The 16253-nt window shown below is 48.9% G+C and carries 14 protein-coding genes and 1 pseudogene; 8 read left to right on the top strand and 7 right to left on the bottom strand.

Translation table 11 applies throughout. The features are described 5' to 3' along the window. Positions 1-82: 82 nt before the first annotated feature. Together IC229_RS06360 and IC229_RS06355 are read right to left on the bottom strand one after the other, a co-directional pair. Positions 83-2431: a hypothetical protein gene (locus IC229_RS06360; RefSeq protein ID WP_190886092.1), complete on the bottom strand. Its 2349-nt coding sequence runs from the start codon at positions 2429-2431 to the stop codon at positions 83-85. A gap of 150 nt (positions 2432-2581) precedes the next feature. Beyond that, positions 2582-3814 carry a DegT/DnrJ/EryC1/StrS family aminotransferase gene (locus tag IC229_RS06355; RefSeq protein ID WP_190886091.1) on the bottom strand — a complete coding sequence of 411 codons (1233 nt, stop codon included), beginning with the start codon at positions 3812-3814 and terminating at the stop codon, positions 2582-2584. 198 nt (positions 3815-4012) lie between these two features. On the opposite strand from IC229_RS06355, the gene IC229_RS06350 reads away from it, so the two are divergent. Genes IC229_RS06350 through IC229_RS06335 form a run of 4 tightly spaced genes read left to right on the top strand, consistent with a single transcriptional unit; the run spans position 4013 to position 8366 of the window. Next, entirely contained in the window at positions 4013-5512 is a 1500-nt protein-coding gene (locus IC229_RS06350; protein WP_190886090.1) for a sugar ABC transporter ATP-binding protein, read from the top strand. 23 nt (positions 5513-5535) lie between these two features. Continuing rightward, the gene (locus tag IC229_RS06345) at positions 5536-6486 is read left to right on the top strand and encodes an ABC transporter permease (RefSeq protein ID WP_190886089.1); all 951 of its coding nucleotides are present in this window, start codon (positions 5536-5538) and stop codon (positions 6484-6486) included. 6 nt (positions 6487-6492) lie between these two features. Next, entirely contained in the window at positions 6493-7449 is a 957-nt protein-coding gene (locus tag IC229_RS06340; protein ID WP_190886088.1) for a sugar ABC transporter substrate-binding protein, read from the top strand. Between the two features lie 11 nt (positions 7450-7460). After that, positions 7461-8366: a DUF6528 family protein gene (locus tag IC229_RS06335; RefSeq protein WP_190886087.1), complete on the top strand. Its 906-nt coding sequence runs from the start codon at positions 7461-7463 to the stop codon at positions 8364-8366. Positions 8367-8384: 18 nt separating this feature from the next. Here IC229_RS06335 and IC229_RS06330 read toward each other — a convergent pair whose 3' ends face one another. Beyond that, positions 8385-8855 (bottom strand): hypothetical protein, encoded by a 471-nt coding sequence (locus IC229_RS06330; protein ID WP_190886086.1) that lies wholly within the window; start codon positions 8853-8855, stop codon positions 8385-8387. Between the two features lie 13 nt (positions 8856-8868). Next, entirely contained in the window at positions 8869-9615 is a 747-nt protein-coding gene (locus IC229_RS06325) for a hypothetical protein (RefSeq protein ID WP_190886085.1), read from the bottom strand. A 304-nt stretch (positions 9616-9919) separates the two neighbouring features. Here IC229_RS06325 and IC229_RS35915 point away from each other — a divergent pair, with 304 nt between their 5' ends. Together IC229_RS35915 and IC229_RS35270 are read left to right on the top strand one after the other, a co-directional pair. After that, a complete protein-coding gene (locus IC229_RS35915; RefSeq protein WP_317171538.1) occupies positions 9920-10246 on the top strand; it encodes a cyclic nucleotide-binding domain-containing protein in 327 nt (108 codons plus the stop codon). Positions 10247-10324: 78 nt separating this feature from the next. Further along, positions 10325-10675: a hypothetical protein gene (locus IC229_RS35270; RefSeq protein ID WP_223833890.1), complete on the top strand. Its 351-nt coding sequence runs from the start codon at positions 10325-10327 to the stop codon at positions 10673-10675. A 16-nt stretch (positions 10676-10691) separates the two neighbouring features. On the opposite strand, the pseudogene IC229_RS36050 reads toward IC229_RS35270, so the two are convergent. The 3 genes and pseudogenes from IC229_RS36050 to IC229_RS06305 form a co-directional block, all read right to left on the bottom strand. After that, positions 10692-11060: pseudogene (locus IC229_RS36050) on the bottom strand (DUF5615 family PIN-like protein). A gap of 3 nt (positions 11061-11063) precedes the next feature. Continuing rightward, positions 11064-11309 (bottom strand): DUF433 domain-containing protein, encoded by a 246-nt coding sequence (locus IC229_RS06310; protein WP_190886083.1) that lies wholly within the window; start codon positions 11307-11309, stop codon positions 11064-11066. A 20-nt stretch (positions 11310-11329) separates the two neighbouring features. After that, positions 11330-12814 (bottom strand): xylulokinase, encoded by a 1485-nt coding sequence (locus IC229_RS06305; protein ID WP_190886082.1) that lies wholly within the window; start codon positions 12812-12814, stop codon positions 11330-11332. A gap of 307 nt (positions 12815-13121) precedes the next feature. Here IC229_RS06305 and IC229_RS06300 point away from each other — a divergent pair, with 307 nt between their 5' ends. After that, positions 13122-14606 (top strand): MFS transporter, encoded by a 1485-nt coding sequence (locus tag IC229_RS06300; protein WP_317171535.1) that lies wholly within the window; start codon positions 13122-13124, stop codon positions 14604-14606. Positions 14607-14764: 158 nt separating this feature from the next. Continuing rightward, positions 14765-16234, top strand: a complete 1470-nt coding sequence (locus tag IC229_RS06295) for an amidohydrolase (RefSeq protein WP_190886081.1) — start codon at positions 14765-14767, stop codon at positions 16232-16234. Positions 16235-16253: the final 19 nt, after the last annotated feature.

Here is a 16253-nt window from a genome sequence, read left to right as displayed (position 1 = left end):
CTTCTATCCGCCCAAAGCCCGTAACTAAAAGGGCTTTGGGTTGAGAGTCGCAGTCTGGACGACCAGACTACAATCCGTTCACTCATTCCTTCGATTTTTCAGCCAACAGCCATATATCCGAGATGCGGGAATTCTGCCGCCAGTTCAGATGTGATTCTTCGGGTTGGTCGAACGTAACGCTGATACGTCCATCCTGCGTAGCCGCCAGGGGAACAATCCATTCTTTTACCGTATCGGCTTCCCGATGGTAGACAATCGGTTCCAGCCGCTGCCCATCGACACGTAGCAGGGCTTCGCCAAAACCAACTACCCGAATGACGTAGCGTGTGCCGGGGTCAAGGTTATCGTAGTCAAGCGCCGGGCAGCGCTGATAGGTTTGCGATGATAACCGGGCACGACTAAAACCATCTTTCCACCACGCAATATCGGTGGCGTCTTCCGAAACGGTTTTCACGCGTGGTCCTTTGCTGATGCTCGATACATCGTCGTAAAAACTTCCTTTTCCAGGATTTTCCCAGGTACCCATCTGTTTCAGGCGTGCTACCTGTTCTTCGTTCGTTTTCAGCGATTTTATAGTCACAAACTCATCGGCCATCCACCACCGATTGTTAAGCGGATAATCCACAAAATCGAGCAGGCAACCGCGTTCATACCCTTTGGCTTTGTATTTCGGAACGCTGGTTTGCAATCCGATAGAGGTGAATAAATCGGCGCACAGCATTTCTATTTTCTGCCTCAACTCTGGTGAAACGGGCTTTGTTTCCGATTGATTCACTACGTCAAGCGCCTGTTTCATGGCCTGTTCAGCGCCGATGGTTTCGGCCTGCGCCAGTTGTTCGTTTGCCTTTTGTTCGAGCGATTGTTCGTAAAGAAGACGTCGGCGGGTATACGTATCGTAATAGGTACGGAGCAGAAAAACTTGCCAGCGCCAGTTGTTACGTAGTGCCGGATTTTCGGTTTCCAATTGCTTCCAGTACGTAAATGTGGCTTCGACACCGCCGTTTTCGGCTAGTGGCCCACTCCAGTTCTGTTCGAGGGCCGCAATGCCATCAGCCACAGGAGAATCCAGTTTCGGTCCGAAGAAAAACCGCCCATAATCAGCCAGAATTTCGTGGACATCCTGATTGGGATTCCAGCCGCGCATACTCCAGACAACCTTATTCACATCGTCGTGACAACCATCTGAATACGAGACAAATCCATCGGTAAACGGAGCCATTGCAGCCTGCGATTTGGCATATGAATAAGGTCTTGGATTAGGCGCTTCACGTCCAAGCGTCAAGGCATACGCCTGATCCCAACGAGGCACCGGAAACTCGCAGCGTACATTGTGAGTAATATCGGGATACTGCCGAATCTGATACTGTTTTGGCAAGCGGTAGCGTGTTTCGGCCAAATTCGGGCTGCTAGGGCCATGTACTACGCCAGCCAGCCAGTCGGGCTTATTTTGAGCCAGATAATCATAAAAATAATCGACCTGTTCAACGTTAAATCCCTGTAACGAAAGCCAGATTTTTCCTTTTGGGTGATATTTGATGAGTAACGTATGCAGGTCTTTCAAAAACGGCATGACCTCCCTGGGATGGTTGTCGCCGGGGTCGCCACCGGGCACGAAAATATGGTCGAGACGGGGGCAAGCCTTGTAAAACGATTCGTGTAAATCAAGCTCGGCTTTCCGTTTAGCGGCATCTTTAAGGTCGAACGTAGCAGGTGTCCAGACCCAGTAATCGAGATCGTATTTCTGGCAGATTGCGCCCATTTTTATCCGCATCTCGGCGGGCGATGCCTTAAAATGCGGACTCGGTTTTTCTTCTTCGTGAAATGGAATACCTTCGACTGCATTAGTACCGAAAATAGCGAGTTCGCGTATATGCTGGTCGAACTGCGCCACGGTCCAGGCATCATACGAATTTGCTGTCGTCCGATAGCCCAGTTGATGTCCGCGAATTGGGTAAGCGGGCGACGACGCTACGTCCACCGACTGCTCCAACTCAAGCCTTTTCGCTTCCATATTCAGGTGACGTAGCAGCCAGGATGTACCGAACAGAATTCCCCGAGCATCGGCGCCAATAATCCAAAGTATGGTTCCGTTCGACGTTACGTTGCTCACCACCCGAAATCCTTCTGGCTTTATTTCCGGCCGATCTTTTTGCGTATTGGCTGGCACCGGCACGCCCTGCAAATCTTTATCTGCTGCCAACACAAATGCTACGTTAACCGGATTCGTTTTCGACCAGTTTAAACTGGTTTTCAACGTAACGCCTGTCCGTTTTGCGATCTCTTCGCTGAGCATTTGCGGAGCCGTTTCGCGCATTGGTAACGGTATTGACGGCGAAACCAGCATTACTGCTCGTTGCAGTGAAATCGACTGCGCCATCGCTGGGCTAATAGTTACTAACAGGAGCAGTAAAAATGACCAGGACCGGTTCATGAATGAATAATGATTGTGTTTCAAACGTGTTAAAATGACGCAGTTGAAATTTTTCATTGTAGAGTGTTTTTGTCATGCTTCCTGCGTCAGCATGACAAAAACACTCATTTGTATAGTAGCATAGTAAGTTGAACCAGCTTCACATTTCCATTATTTATTTACTGTGCGTTGAATTTTGCGAATGGCTTCGGCAAACGATTCCATATCGCTTCTTGTACCTAACATGGCGAACTGGAAAATCCATACGGCTTCGTCGGAGCAGGCTCGTTCGGCAACCGGGCAGTACGTTTGTGAATAATCGACGGATTCAGGAATGGCGTAACACATCCAGTTTTTTTGCTGAAAAACGGGCTGTTTGTACAGCGGATGTGGATAACCACCTGAACAGGGCACACCTTCAGCCGCCAACATCGCTACAAAATCCGCCTTCGACGTATCGCCAAACTCACTTTTGTCGTACTTGAAAATGTACAGGTGATGACTATGGCGTATCGCTACGTTGCCCCGACTCAAAGGCGTAATACCGTTGATGTCAGCTAATAAACTATCCAGATAAATACCATTTTCATCCCGGGTAATGGTCTGTTCATCAAGGCGTTTGAGTTGCTGACTGAGTAACACAGCCTGCAACTGCGTAATCCGATAATTGCATCCCGGATTGAAATGGTCGTACCACTGTCCATGCGGCAATCGCCCGACGTTACGTAGCGAATTCATCGTTTCGTACAGTGCATCGTCGTTCGTAATCACTATGCCGCCTTCGCCCGAATTCAGGTTTTTCGACGACTGAAAACTAAAGCTACCCACATCGCCGATGGAGCCGAGTTTGCGGCCTTTGTATTCGGCTCCATGCGCGTGTGCGGCATCTTCGATCACACGCAAATTATGCCGACGCGCAATGTCCATAATTGCGTCCATGTTGCACGGAAGTCCCGCAAAATGAACCGGAATTATGGCTTTGGTACGTTCGGTGATGGCGGCTTCAATGGCTGTTGGATCAAGGTTATACGTATCAGGTTCAATGTCTACGAAAACCGGTACGCAGTTCACCTCTAGTACAATCGATGCTGTAGCGATGAACGTATAAGGCGGTACAATTACCTCGTCGCCGGGTTTTACACCGCAGGCAATCATGGCCATACGTAGCGATACCGACCCATTGGCGCAAGTCATCGCATATTTACTGCCGCAGTAGTCGGCGAATTGCTGTTCAAATTCGGCCACGAGTCCGGCGCAATCGGGATTTCCCCACTGACCACTACGTACTACGTCGGCCACGGCCTGTACCTCCTGTTCGTCGAAAATGGGCCAGGGGAATGAGGTAGTAACTGTTTTTTCGCCACCGTGAATGGCTAATTGCGTACTGGAAGTTAGCGTATTCATTACGTCCTGTAGAAAGCGTATCACTCATTATAATACGTTGGCAAGGTAATTTCGGGCTATCGAAACCGGCGATTTTTACTACGTTAGGTAACAAATCAAAACGTAGTAACCGGCAAAAATCGGCGCTTGATTCGATCATTACGGTATATTTGGCCGATTGAGGTCTTAGAGAATCGACCGAATCGCCGTCACTACGTTATGCAGGCAAATCAGGATTACATTCTTCAGGTACGTGGACTAACGAAGACATTTTCGGGCGTGAAGGCGCTGGATAATGTTCAGTTGGCGGTACGTCGTGGGGAAGTGCACGCGCTGATGGGTGAGAACGGGGCAGGTAAATCGACGCTGATGAAAATCCTGATTGGGCTGGAAACACCCGATTCAGGTGAAATCCGGTTTGAAGGCGAAGACCTGACAACAGGCCACGTTCGGGACGTAATGAAAAAAGGCATTTCCATGATTCATCAGGAAATGTTGCTGGTTCCTGAATTAACGGTAGCGCAGAATATTTTCCTGGGACGGGAAAAAAACGGCAAACTATTCAGTTGGCTAAACGACCGAAATCTGAACCATCAAGCTGCCGAATTGCTGAAGCAAATGGGTGTCAACATTGCTCCCGACACGCCCATGAAACGCCTGAGTGTGGCGCAGATGCAGATGGTTGAAATTGCCAAAGCCATCTCGAACGATGCCAAGGTAATTATCATGGATGAACCAACTTCGGCGCTGTCCGACAAAGAAGTTGCTACGTTATTTGGCATCATCAAAGACCTGACAGCCAAAGGCGTAGCCATCATCTATATCTCGCACAAAATGGACGAGATATTTGCCATCTCCGACACCATTACCGTTTTACGCGATGGTACGTACATCGGCACCAAACCCGCTGCCGAACTCGATATTGATACGTTGATCACCATGATGGTCGGGCGGAAAATCGAGAGTCTTTTTCCGAGTTCTAAAACGGAGCGAGGGAACGAGGTTTTGTCGGTAAAAAACCTGAGCCGACAGGGTGAATTTGAGGACATTAGCTTCTCGGCGTATGCGGGTGAAGTGCTGGGTATCGCCGGACTCATGGGGGCGGGACGTACCGAAATTGCCCGTACTATTTACGGACTGGATAAACCTGACAGTGGCGACATTTACGTACAAGGCGAACGTATCGACATAAAATCACCACAGGAAGCCATTGAGCGTGGCATCGGCTATGTGAGCGAAGATCGCAAAAAACTTGGTTTTATTCCGCGTTTGTCGGTTCGGCAAAACATTACGTTGTCGAGTCTGCGTCAGCACGCCAAAGGTGGGTTATTGCAGGCCAAAAGTGAGTTGGCAGCAGCGCAGACCGTTATTGCCGACCTGAAAATAAAAGCGGCCAGTCCTAATCAATCAGTGGTTTACTTGAGCGGAGGAAATCAGCAAAAAGTAGTGATTGGCAAAGTGCTGCTTTCTTCTCCATCGCTCGTGATCCTCGACGAACCTACGCGCGGCATCGACATTGGGGCAAAAGCGGAGATTTACAAACTAATTAACCAACTGAAAGAGAAAGGTATAGCGGTAATTCTGATCTCGTCGGAACTCCCCGAATTACTCGGCCTGAGCGACCGGATTCTGGTATTAGCGAAGGGAAAACTGACGGCCACGCTCTCAACCGACGAAGCCACGCAGGAAACGATTATGCGGTACGCGATGCAGCCTTAACCGCTTACTACGTAACAACACGAATGGAAAATTCATACAAAGAACGTTTACGGGGTCTTGGCAAATACGGCCTTTTCATTGCTTTCTTCGCGATCTGTCTTACGCTTACGTTTCTCGCCCCTACGTTTCTGACCGTTCAGAATCTGATGATTATCGTTACGCAGGTATCGATCAACGCCTTACTGGCCTTCGGTGTTACGTTCGTCATCATCACCGGCGGTATTGATTTGTCGGTGGGTTCTATTGTGGCCGTTACAGGTATCGCAGCCGCTACGTTTGCTCATCCTGATACCTATCCGGTGATTGTGCCTATTGGAATGGGTTTACTGGCTGGACTTGCGTTCGGCGCTTTCAACGGGTTTATCATTACTCGAAGCAAGGTGCCGCCTTTTATCGTTACGTTGGGAACCATGACCGTTGGTCGGGGTTTGGCGCTGATTCTGAGTAAAGGGCGGCCGATTTCCAACCTCTCTGACTCGTTCAATTTCATTGGTGGCGGAAAAATCCTGGGCGTTCCGACGTTGATTCTCATTCTGATTGTTACGTTCATTATCTGCAGCGTCATTCTACGAAAAACCGTTTTGGGGCGCTACATGTATGCCGTGGGTGGTAACGAACAAGCCGCCCGCGCGTCGGGTATTCAGTTAAGTACCGTAAAAATGGTCGTTTATGCTTTGTCAGGAGGATTGGCGGCACTGGCTGGCATTTTGCTCACATCACGTATCACCACAGGCCAACCGAACGCGGGCGCAGGCTTTGAACTCGACGCCATTGCTGCTGCTATCATCGGCGGTACCAGTACGTCGGGCGGCACCGGTACCATGACTGGTACGTTGCTCGGTGCGCTGCTGATTGGCGTCATCAGCAATGGCCTCGATTTATTGAACGTAACGTCTTATTACCAGCAGGTTGTGATGGGAGTCATTATCATCGGAGCCGTAGTGCTGGATAGTCTGAATCAATCAACTCGTTAACGTAACATGAAACAATTACCGGTATCGTCGCTCGGTTTTACGCTATTAATCAGTGCTTTACTTATCGGATGTAATCAATCGGCATCAAACGAAAAAAGTGGCGGGAGCGACGGCAAGAAAATCGTTGTGGGAGCTACCATGCTCAGTATGCAGAACGAATTCATTGTGAATGTGCACGATGAAATGGCTAAAAAAGCTGAAGCCGATGGTGTTGAACTGATTACAGTCGATGCGGAACGGTCGGCTTTGAAGCAGGTTGAACAAGTCGAAAGTTTCATTGCGCAGCATGTCGACGCCATCATTATGAATCCCTGTGAAGTAGAAGCCAGTTCGCCCGCCGTGACCAAGGCGCTGGCCGCGAAAATTCCCATCATCAACGTCAATTCTGAGACGAGCACCAAACCATCGGCATTTGTGGGTTCGGATGATGTCGAATCGGCACGTATCGCCATGAAATTCATTGCCGAAAAACTGAATGGGAAAGGCAATATCCTGATGATGCACGGCTACATGGGTCAGGCAGCACAGATAAAACGCGAACAGGGCGCGCAGGAAATTCTGAAGCAATACCCGAATCTGAAACTGTTAGCGCATCAAACCGCCGAGTGGGACCGGGCCAAAGGTATGTCGTTGATGGAGAACTGGATTCAGTCATTCGGTTCGCAAATCAACGCCGTATTTGCCCAAAACGACGAAATGGGCCTAGGTGCTGTAAAAGCCCTAACCGACGCAGGCTTGAAAGATAAAGTCTTGGTTGTCAGTATCGATGCCATTCCCGATGCGTTGCAGGCTGTAAAAAAAGGATCGCTGGACGCTACCGTTTTCCAGAACGCCGAACAACAGGGGGCTAAAGCCATAGAAGCCGCCGTGAAGCTGGCAAAAGGGCAGCCAGTTGAAAAAGAAACACTGATTCCGTTCCAACTGGTGACGAAGCAAAATCTGGGTGAGTTTTTGAAGCAATAGATTAATGAACAATGGATAAAAATTTGATTTTCAGCCCTATAGTTTTTGCCATTATTCATTTTTCAGTCAACATTATTCATTACCCTCAAAAGCCGAACAAACAACTGCTCGTTTGTGGCGATACCAAAGTGCTGCTGGTCGATTATAAAGACGAGAAAGATAGTATACCAAACATCGTCTGGAGTTGGGATTCGCACGAAGCGATGGATTTACCTGAAGCGTTTCGACTGAAGAAGTTCAATACAATGGACGATTGCAAAGCCATCCGAAAAGGTGAGCAGATTCTGGTTTCTTCATCGGGTGGGGCCATCGCTATTATCCGCCGGAAGGATAAAAAAGTGCTGTTTCATGCGGCTGTTCCCAACGCCCATTCTATCGAGTTATTACCCGGCGATTTGATTGCCGCAGCCGCTTCGACACATAAAGAGGGCAACCGAATTATGCTGTTCGACAGCCACCAGCCCGACAAACCTCTCTTCAGCGACACCCTGTATTCAGCGCACGGTGTCGTTTGGGATGATAAACGAAAGAGCCTATTCGCCCTGGGAATGAGTGTGCTACGTGAATATAAGCTGGTAAAAACTGGTCAGCCATCCCTGAAAAAGGTAAATGAATGGAATATTCCCGGCAAAAGCGGTCACGACCTGCAACCCGCTCCTGATGGAAACCACTTGTTTCTGACGGAAATGACCGGAACCTGGTCGTTTGATTTGAACGGGCATACGTTCACCAAAATACCCGGTTTCACAGAAGCGCATGATACCAAAAGCGTTGGTCTGGATAAATCAGGACAATTTATTTACACAGTTCCGGAAAAAAGCTGGTGGACGTACCACGTTCGTTTCCAGCATCCAACCCACGCGCTCAGTTTTCCCACCATGCAGGTGTATAAAGCCCGCTGGTTTAGCGAGCAGTGAGGTGAAGCAACGTAACACTTATCGGGTTGCTTCCTGCCGGACTTTCGCCTTACCCTGTTCAGAAATAGCGCCACTTTCCTGGCGCGTCATCTTTTTAACGTACTCAACCCGACGGAAACGTAGCGCGCTCCAGTCCTCGTCGATTGCCACCATGCGGACAGGCTCAAAACCGAGTTTTCCCAAGGCAGCCCAGCCGGTGTCGCGGTTGAAATCGCACTTGTATTTTTTCGATGAACCTTTGGGGTAAGCCAGCCATAGCAGCCCATCGCCCTGCGTCTTTTCGGCCAGAATCGAGCTAACAGCATCAACTTCCTGTTGTGTCTTGACGAATCCAATCGCAAAACTACCGACCTGAATTTGCTCTGGAGACGTAACAACTGCAGCCGTCGAACTCATTTCATCAAGGATGGGCAAAAACTCATCTGGAGCGTTTAAAACAGCAATTTCTGGCTGCGCTTTGTAGTTCAGTTTAGCGAAGATTGGGTTCATAACCGGGAAGGAATTATTGGGCAGGCAAAGGTACGTAGAAACCATCCGGCTGTTTGAACGGAATCTCTACCGTGTATATATTTTCTCCGCCTGCTCGTGTAGTCAATACGTGGTCGCGGGGAAGCACTTTTACGGTTGATGCCCAAAATTTCGTATCGATAAAAAATTCCGTTTTGAAATCCCTGTCGGTTGAGAGCGTCAGAAAATTGCGGAACGTTAAAGGCGACTGGTCAGGCGTGTAGGCGTACACATTAACATCGACCATTTTTTTGCTGTATGGCGACTTCGCCGGTTCATGCTCTGTTTTGAACTGACCAGAAAGATGAACAGTACCCGCCGGCACCACAACAAATTGCTGTTTTTCAAGCTTCGTCTGCGGAGGGATAAAAGCAACAGGGTCGGTTTTTGTAATTGTGCCACTCAAGGTTGGCGAACTAACGTAACGGTTGTAACGTAGCAACGAACCCGTCAGGTTCACTTCCGCTACGTCGTACCAATAATCAATTTTGTCCTGCCCGATGATAAACGAAGAGCGTTTCCAGTCAACGTATAATGGCTTATTGAGTTTGTTGATCAGCGTGAGGTGCATCAGGCCACGTTCGCTGGCAAAGTCATATCGAAGCGTCAACGTATCGTTATCGATACTAAGACCTTCTTTGTCCGGATGAACATTCGATCCCCGCAACGTAACAACCTGAATTTTAGGCGTGCAACTTGTTAACAGCACACACAGAACGAAAAGAAAACTGAGCGATTTCATAGTGACTCATTTTTTTACATAAATATACATCAACGTAGCAATTAATATATTTACCACTTCAGCTATCATTCAGATGAGTGGAGTATAAAAGTAGTTTTAGGAAAGTGAACGGCTTAGCACATAGGTAAACGACATAACACTAAACACACGCAATGGAACAGGAACTTTTTGCTTTTATAGGCCAATACGTAACACTTACGGATGAAGAGAAGAATATTATAACTGACCTTGCTTTATTTCATAGTTTTAAAAAGGTACCGTTCTGTTAAGAGAAGGCGAATTGTCAAAAAATTCGTATTTCGTGATGAAAGGCTGTTTGCGGTCCTATCACATTATTGATGGCGATGAACGTACTACCGAATTTTATATCGAGTCCGAATCGTGTACGCCGGTCTGCGTTGTCAATAAAAAACCGTCCGATTACTACGTGGCTTGCGTAGAAGATTCCATTCTGCTCGTATCGGACCCCAGTATGGAACAAATCGTTTTTGAGAAATTTCCCCGGTTTGAAACCCTGTGCCGTATTCTCTCCGAAGAATTGCTGGCGAAGAGTCAAAACGCGTTTGCCGATTTCAAAAACGCATCGCCCGAACAGCGTTACCGAATTTGCTGGAGACAAGACCTGATTTAATTCAACGAATTCCACTGCATCAACTGGCCAGTTATCTGGCCATGAAACCCGAATCGCTCAGCCGCATTCGTCGACGGATTGCTCAGGAACGAAAATTATCCGGGACATATCCGATCGTTTGGGCTTGGTCTTGCTTATCAGCGCTATCTCTGGAAAGGACTTTATGCAGCCGTTCACGCGACTCCTTTTCTACAGCAGTACAAGAATACTGAAAACACGAAAATCCAGAATGGATTTCAGCTATTTACGGTTTTTCGCGTGGGTTATCATATTCCGCTGTTTCGCAACCGCTTCTTTATAGAACCGTCTATAGCGGTAACTCATTGGCCCGTAAATACTAATATGCCCGAATCATTTTCCAGAATGGAACGGAAGTGGAAGAACTACTTTTTGCCCGAACCGGGGCTGCATTTTGGGGTCAAATTTTAGAACCTGGTTTTGATACTTATCGCCGAATCGGCAAGGCACGAATACGAAGTTTATCCTCTTCGAAAATCACCAAAGCTCCTTCTTCCAATGATTGTTGGATAATCGACCAGTTAGCAATCAATACGTTAAAAAATAAGTCCGCATTGATTTTATCAATACGAAAAAGAATAACGGACGGTTCAGCAGAGCTAAAAAACGAGAGTAATGTACCGAAATCGGTGTCATACGTTATAATAACCTAATTGCTGGTAGCCGCTTCCTGTAAGATGGTCAAATCGCTGGCTCTCGGTTCCATACAAATCGGAACCCAACGATACGAATGACCAATTGCTATTAGGCGTTCGCCCAGAGAAGGCGGAATATTAACATCGAGTAAAAACTTCATTCCTTAAGCGGCCTTCTGAAGCGGAAAAAAGCTTTCATGAAGCCTTTCTGATGAAAAAGACAAAGCCTCAAGAATATCATCGCGTTCCAGAAAAGGAAATTCAGTCAGCAGTTCTTCATACGTCATACCGCTGCTTAGGTAAGCCAATAGTGACGTGACCGGGAAACGCATCCCACGAATAGATGGCTGACCTGTGCACACTTCCGGGTCAATGGTAATACGAGGATATCGGGGATGGACGTATTTCATACTAAATAATTTATACAAAACTAGCGATTTCCTTCCAAAGCCATCAACCACCGCCCGTAAGCTGCTCGATACGCTTCCTGCGCGCGCATATCGGGTTCGATGGTTTTCGTTACGTGTAAACCTGTGAACGCTTCCTGCGCATTTTTGTAATGTCCCAATCCCAGACCCGCACCACGAGCGGCTCCCTGCGCACCATCGGTGTTGTACAGTTCGATGGTAGCGCCGGTGAGGTTGGCCAACGTATCACGGAAAAGCGGACTCAGGAACATATTAGCTTCTCCAGCACGAATCTTTTGCAGTCCAACGCCTAAGCTTTCCATAATCTGGATACCGTAGTAAAACGCAAAAACGATTCCCTCATGCGCCGAACGGATCAGGTGCGGCAAACCGTGTCGTGTGAGTTGCAAGCCATGAAACGACGCCCCTAAATCAGCGTTTTCGAGCATCCGTTCAGCTCCATTTCCAAAAGGCAGACACACCAGCCCGTCGGCACCGATGGGGGCTTCGTGTGCCAGTACGTTCATCTCGTCGTAGCCCACCGTTCGACGTAGCACCTGATTCCGTAGCCAGCTATTTAAAATACCCGTCCCATTCACGCACAACAAAACGCCATAACGCGGAGCCTGAGCCGTGTGGCTGACATGCAGGAACGTATTGACCCGCGATTTCGGATCGTATTTGGCCTGATCACTCACGCCATACACTACGCCCGACGTACCGGCGGTAGCCGCAATCTGACCCGGTTCCAGTACGTTCAATGACCATGCATTATTAGGCTGATCACCCGCTCGATACGTAACGGGCGTACCGGCGGCAAGGCCCAGTTCAGCGGCTGCCGATGCGGTTATCTCGCCTTGCGGGGCAAAGGTGGGTTTGATGGGGGGAATTAACGACGTAGCAAATCCGAAATAATCGAGCAGGAATTGCGCGGGCTTTGCTTCCTGAAAATCCCAGAATGCACCTTCTGAAAGCCCTGAAGCCGTAGTAACAATATCGCCAGTCATGCGCGCGGCCAGATAATCGCCGGGAAGCATGAACTGTGAAACCTGTGCGTACACATCGGGTTCGTTGGCTTTAACCCAGGCGAGTTTTGCCGCCGTGAAATTGCCCGGCGAATTCAGTAAATGATGCAGCGTATGTTCGTGACCGAGTGCATCGAAAGCGGCATTTCCGTAAGCAACTGCCCGACTATCGCACCAGATGATGGAAGGACGTAGTACATTAAAATCCTTGTCGACGACCACCAGCCCGTGCATCTGATAGGAAATACCGATGGCCTTTACCTCACCTGGTTGAATGGCGGCCTGTTGCATTACGGCTTTACTGGCCAGACAGGCGTTTTGCCACCAGAGTTCGGGTTGTTGTTCGGCAAAGCCTGGTTGCGGGGCTTCTATGGCCATTTCGGGTTGCGGGTAAAATGCCGAGGCAACAACGTTACCGCTATCAGCATCGACTAAACACGCTTTGACAGACGAGCTGCCGAGATCAAATCCAAGGAGATACATTTGCAAGAATAGTTAGCAGCCAGTAAAGACCAACGACGGCGCAAAATACCGAATTTAACTAATTACTCGCTTCCGGCGCAATCATTCGGATATAGGATACGTACCGAACGAGAGGAACAGGTTGGGAACAGTTGCAAAATGTTGAACGTGTTTAAAGTTTTTATAATAGCGAGCCTGTTCAGACTTCTAACACTAGTCTCAAAACGAGCGTTTTTGTCATGCTGAGGCACGAAGTATGACAAAAAGGTTCATCCTGAACAACGTAGTGTTTCTGCCAGTTAGGTTTTCGAATTAACCTGTTTCGCCTGTGCCTGCTTCTGTTACCACAACCACTACGTCGTCGCCCAACAAATGGATTATTCTGGGAACGGTAATGTTTGGTACGTTCATGTCGACACTCGACAGCAGCATCGTGAACATCGCCCTGCCTACCATTCGTCGGGAGCTGGCGGCTGGCGATAGTGTGGAATGGATTGTGCTGTGTTACCTGCTCACGACAACCAGTACGTTGCTCATCATGGGCAAACTGTCGGACTGGGTCGGGCGACGGCAATTGTACATCAGTGGGTTCTGTGTATTTGTGTTTGGCTCACTGCTTTGTGGCTTAGCCTGGAATCTGTGGTCGCTTGTGGGGTTTCGCGTGGTACAGGGGTTGGGAGCCGCTATGATTTATGCCGTTGGACCAGCTATTATCGGTGATGCTTTTGCGCCTAAAGAGCGTGGTCAGGCGCTCGGGTTTATGGGATCGGTGGTGGCAGCAGGCTCCAGCGCCGGGCCGGTGATTGGCGGGTTATTGCTCGGCAAATTCGGGTGGACGAGCATTTTCTGGGTCAACGTACCGATTGGCTTAATCGCAATCTGGCGTGCCTGGACCATTTTACCCGAAAGCCCCAAAGTAACCGGCCAGCGTTTCGATCTGGTGGGAGCGGGTTTGTTCCTGCTGGGCGTCGTTACGTTGCTGACCGGCTTAGATTTCGGTCCTGAACCCCGCTACGGCTGGGATGATACGTTAGTTATCAGCCTGTTATCCATTGGCGCTGTATTGCTGTTGCTTTTTCTCATCTGGGAAATGCGCGTCAGTGAGCCGATGTTACGTCTGAGTTTGTTTAAAATATGGCCGTTTAGCTCGGCGATTTTGGCGGCTTTTTGTGGGTTTGTGGCATCGGGCGGCAACCTATTTGTGATTCCTTTTTTCCTTCAGCAACTCTTGGGGCTAACTCCCGAACGAGCGGGTTTAGTACTGTTGGCCGGTCCGTTGACTCTTAGTATTGTAGCTCCATTGGGTGGGTATTTATCCAGTCGAGTTCCAACGCGCTGGTTGTCAAGTGCGGGGTTGTTGGTAACGGCCTGTGGCTATTTTGCTTTTTCGTTTCTGGATACGAGTTGGGAGTGGAAAGATGTTATCTGGCGGAGTTCGCTGGTGAGTTTAGGATTCGGGCTTTTTCAATCGCCCAACAGTAGCAGTGCTTTAAACTCCGCTCCCCTATCACAGCGTGCTATTGCCAGTAGTATGATAGCTTTCATGCGAAATCTCGGCTTCGTAGTCGGCATTGCGCTGGCCGCAGCTGTGTGGTATAGTGCCCGAAATCGATACGCACTCGCCCATAACGTAACGCCCGAAACGACAGACGCTCAATTACTTGGTATGCATTACGCGTACCTGATTATGACCGGATTGATACTGACGGGAGCCCTTCTTTCCTTTCTACGTGGCAAACCAAAACCAGACCCGTCGCCCGCCGTAACCGACGCTCCTCCGTTAGCTGCAGCGACTCCTCCCGGGAACCAATAACCCATTCGTTTTCTTAATGTAATGTCCAATGTGAGCCTTCTCTCCGTTACGTATATCTATGGAATGGGCAATTATTATTACGTTCTTTTTTGTTTTTACCGTATTTTTATCGGCTTCAATACCTAATTAGTCCTCTGAATACAACCACGATGATTTCTATGAAAACACAATTTCTTACCGCAGTGCTTCTGCTGCCTTTGCTTGCCATTGCTCAACCCAAAGCAAAAAAAGCAGTAACGCCAGCCATTGACTCTGACAAGCAAACGATACTAGCTGACCTCGATAAGCGATTTCCTGAATATGCGGGTATCTCGAAGCAAATCTGGGATTTTGCCGAACTGGGCTATCAGGAGGAAAAAAGCGCGGCCTTGTTAGTAGAACAATTAAAGAAAGAAGGCTTCGACGTAAAAACGGGCGTAGCGGGAATTCCGACGGCTTTTGTTGCTACGTATGGTTCTGGCAAACCTGTTATCGGTATTTTGGGTGAATATGATGCACTACCCGGCCTGGCCACGGAAGCCAAGCCCGATTTCACGCCTATTCAGGGGCAAAAAGGTGGTCATGGTTGCGGGCATAATCTGTTTGGAACCGCTTCTGTAGCAGCCGCTACCGAAGTCAAAGATTGGTTGAAGAAATCGGGGCATTCGGGAACGATACGTATTTACGGTTGTCCCGCCGAAGAAGGTGGTTCAGGCAAGGTGTACATGGTTCGTGAAGGATTATTCAAGGATGTCGACGTAGTGCTGCACTGGCACCCCGGCGCTCAGAATGCGGCTGATGCCAGTACGTCGCTGGCCAACAAAAACGCCAAATTTCGGTTCAAAGGCATCGCGGCACACGCAGCAGCCTCGCCCGAACGGGGTCGGTCGGCGCTTGATGGTGTGGAGTCTATGAACTACATGGTCAACATGATGCGCGAGCATATTCCATCCGATACGCGCATTCACTACGTTATCACGCGCGGGGGCGAAGCACCGAACGTAGTACCAGCCTTTGCCGAAGTTTATTACTACGCTCGCCACAAGGACCGCGACATCCTGCAAAGTGTCTGGAAACGTATCGAAAATGCTGCTGAAGGAGCTGCCAAAGGCACTGGTACACAAGTAGAATGGGAGGTTTTAGGTGGCGTGTATAACCTGTTGCCAAACGTAACGCTGGCCGAAGTGATGCACCAGAATCTGCAAACTGTTGGCGGCATCAAATACACGTCCGAAGAAACGGCTTTCGCTCAAAAAATCAGTACTACGTTCAACGGTCCGAAAGTACCTATTGAAAGTGCGGCAGAGGTAAAAGACTTCCGGACAGCTTCTGAAACCACCACTAGTAGTGCTTCTACCGACGTAGGCGACGTAAGCTGGGTAGTTCCGACAGTTGGCTTGTCGACTGCTACGTGGGTACCGGGTTCATCGGCGCATAGCTGGCAGTCGACGGCTGCCAGTGGTATGAGCATCGGGCAAAAAGGCATGCTGGTAGCCGCTAAAACAATAGCCCTGACCGCGCTGGATTTATACAAAACGCCAACCCTCATCGAGAAAGCCACCGCCGAATGGAATCAGAAACGCGGGGCCGATTTCAAATACGAAGCCCTGCTCGGCGACCGAAAACCAGCGTTGGACTATAGAAAGTAAAGAATTTACCCCTAAATTC

Origin of the sequence: Spirosoma profusum (assembly GCF_014699005.1) — a bacterium.
GTDB classification, from domain to species: Bacteria; Bacteroidota; Bacteroidia; order Cytophagales; family Spirosomataceae; genus Spirosoma; species Spirosoma profusum.
This window is presented reverse-complemented; position numbering and strand designations above follow the sequence as displayed.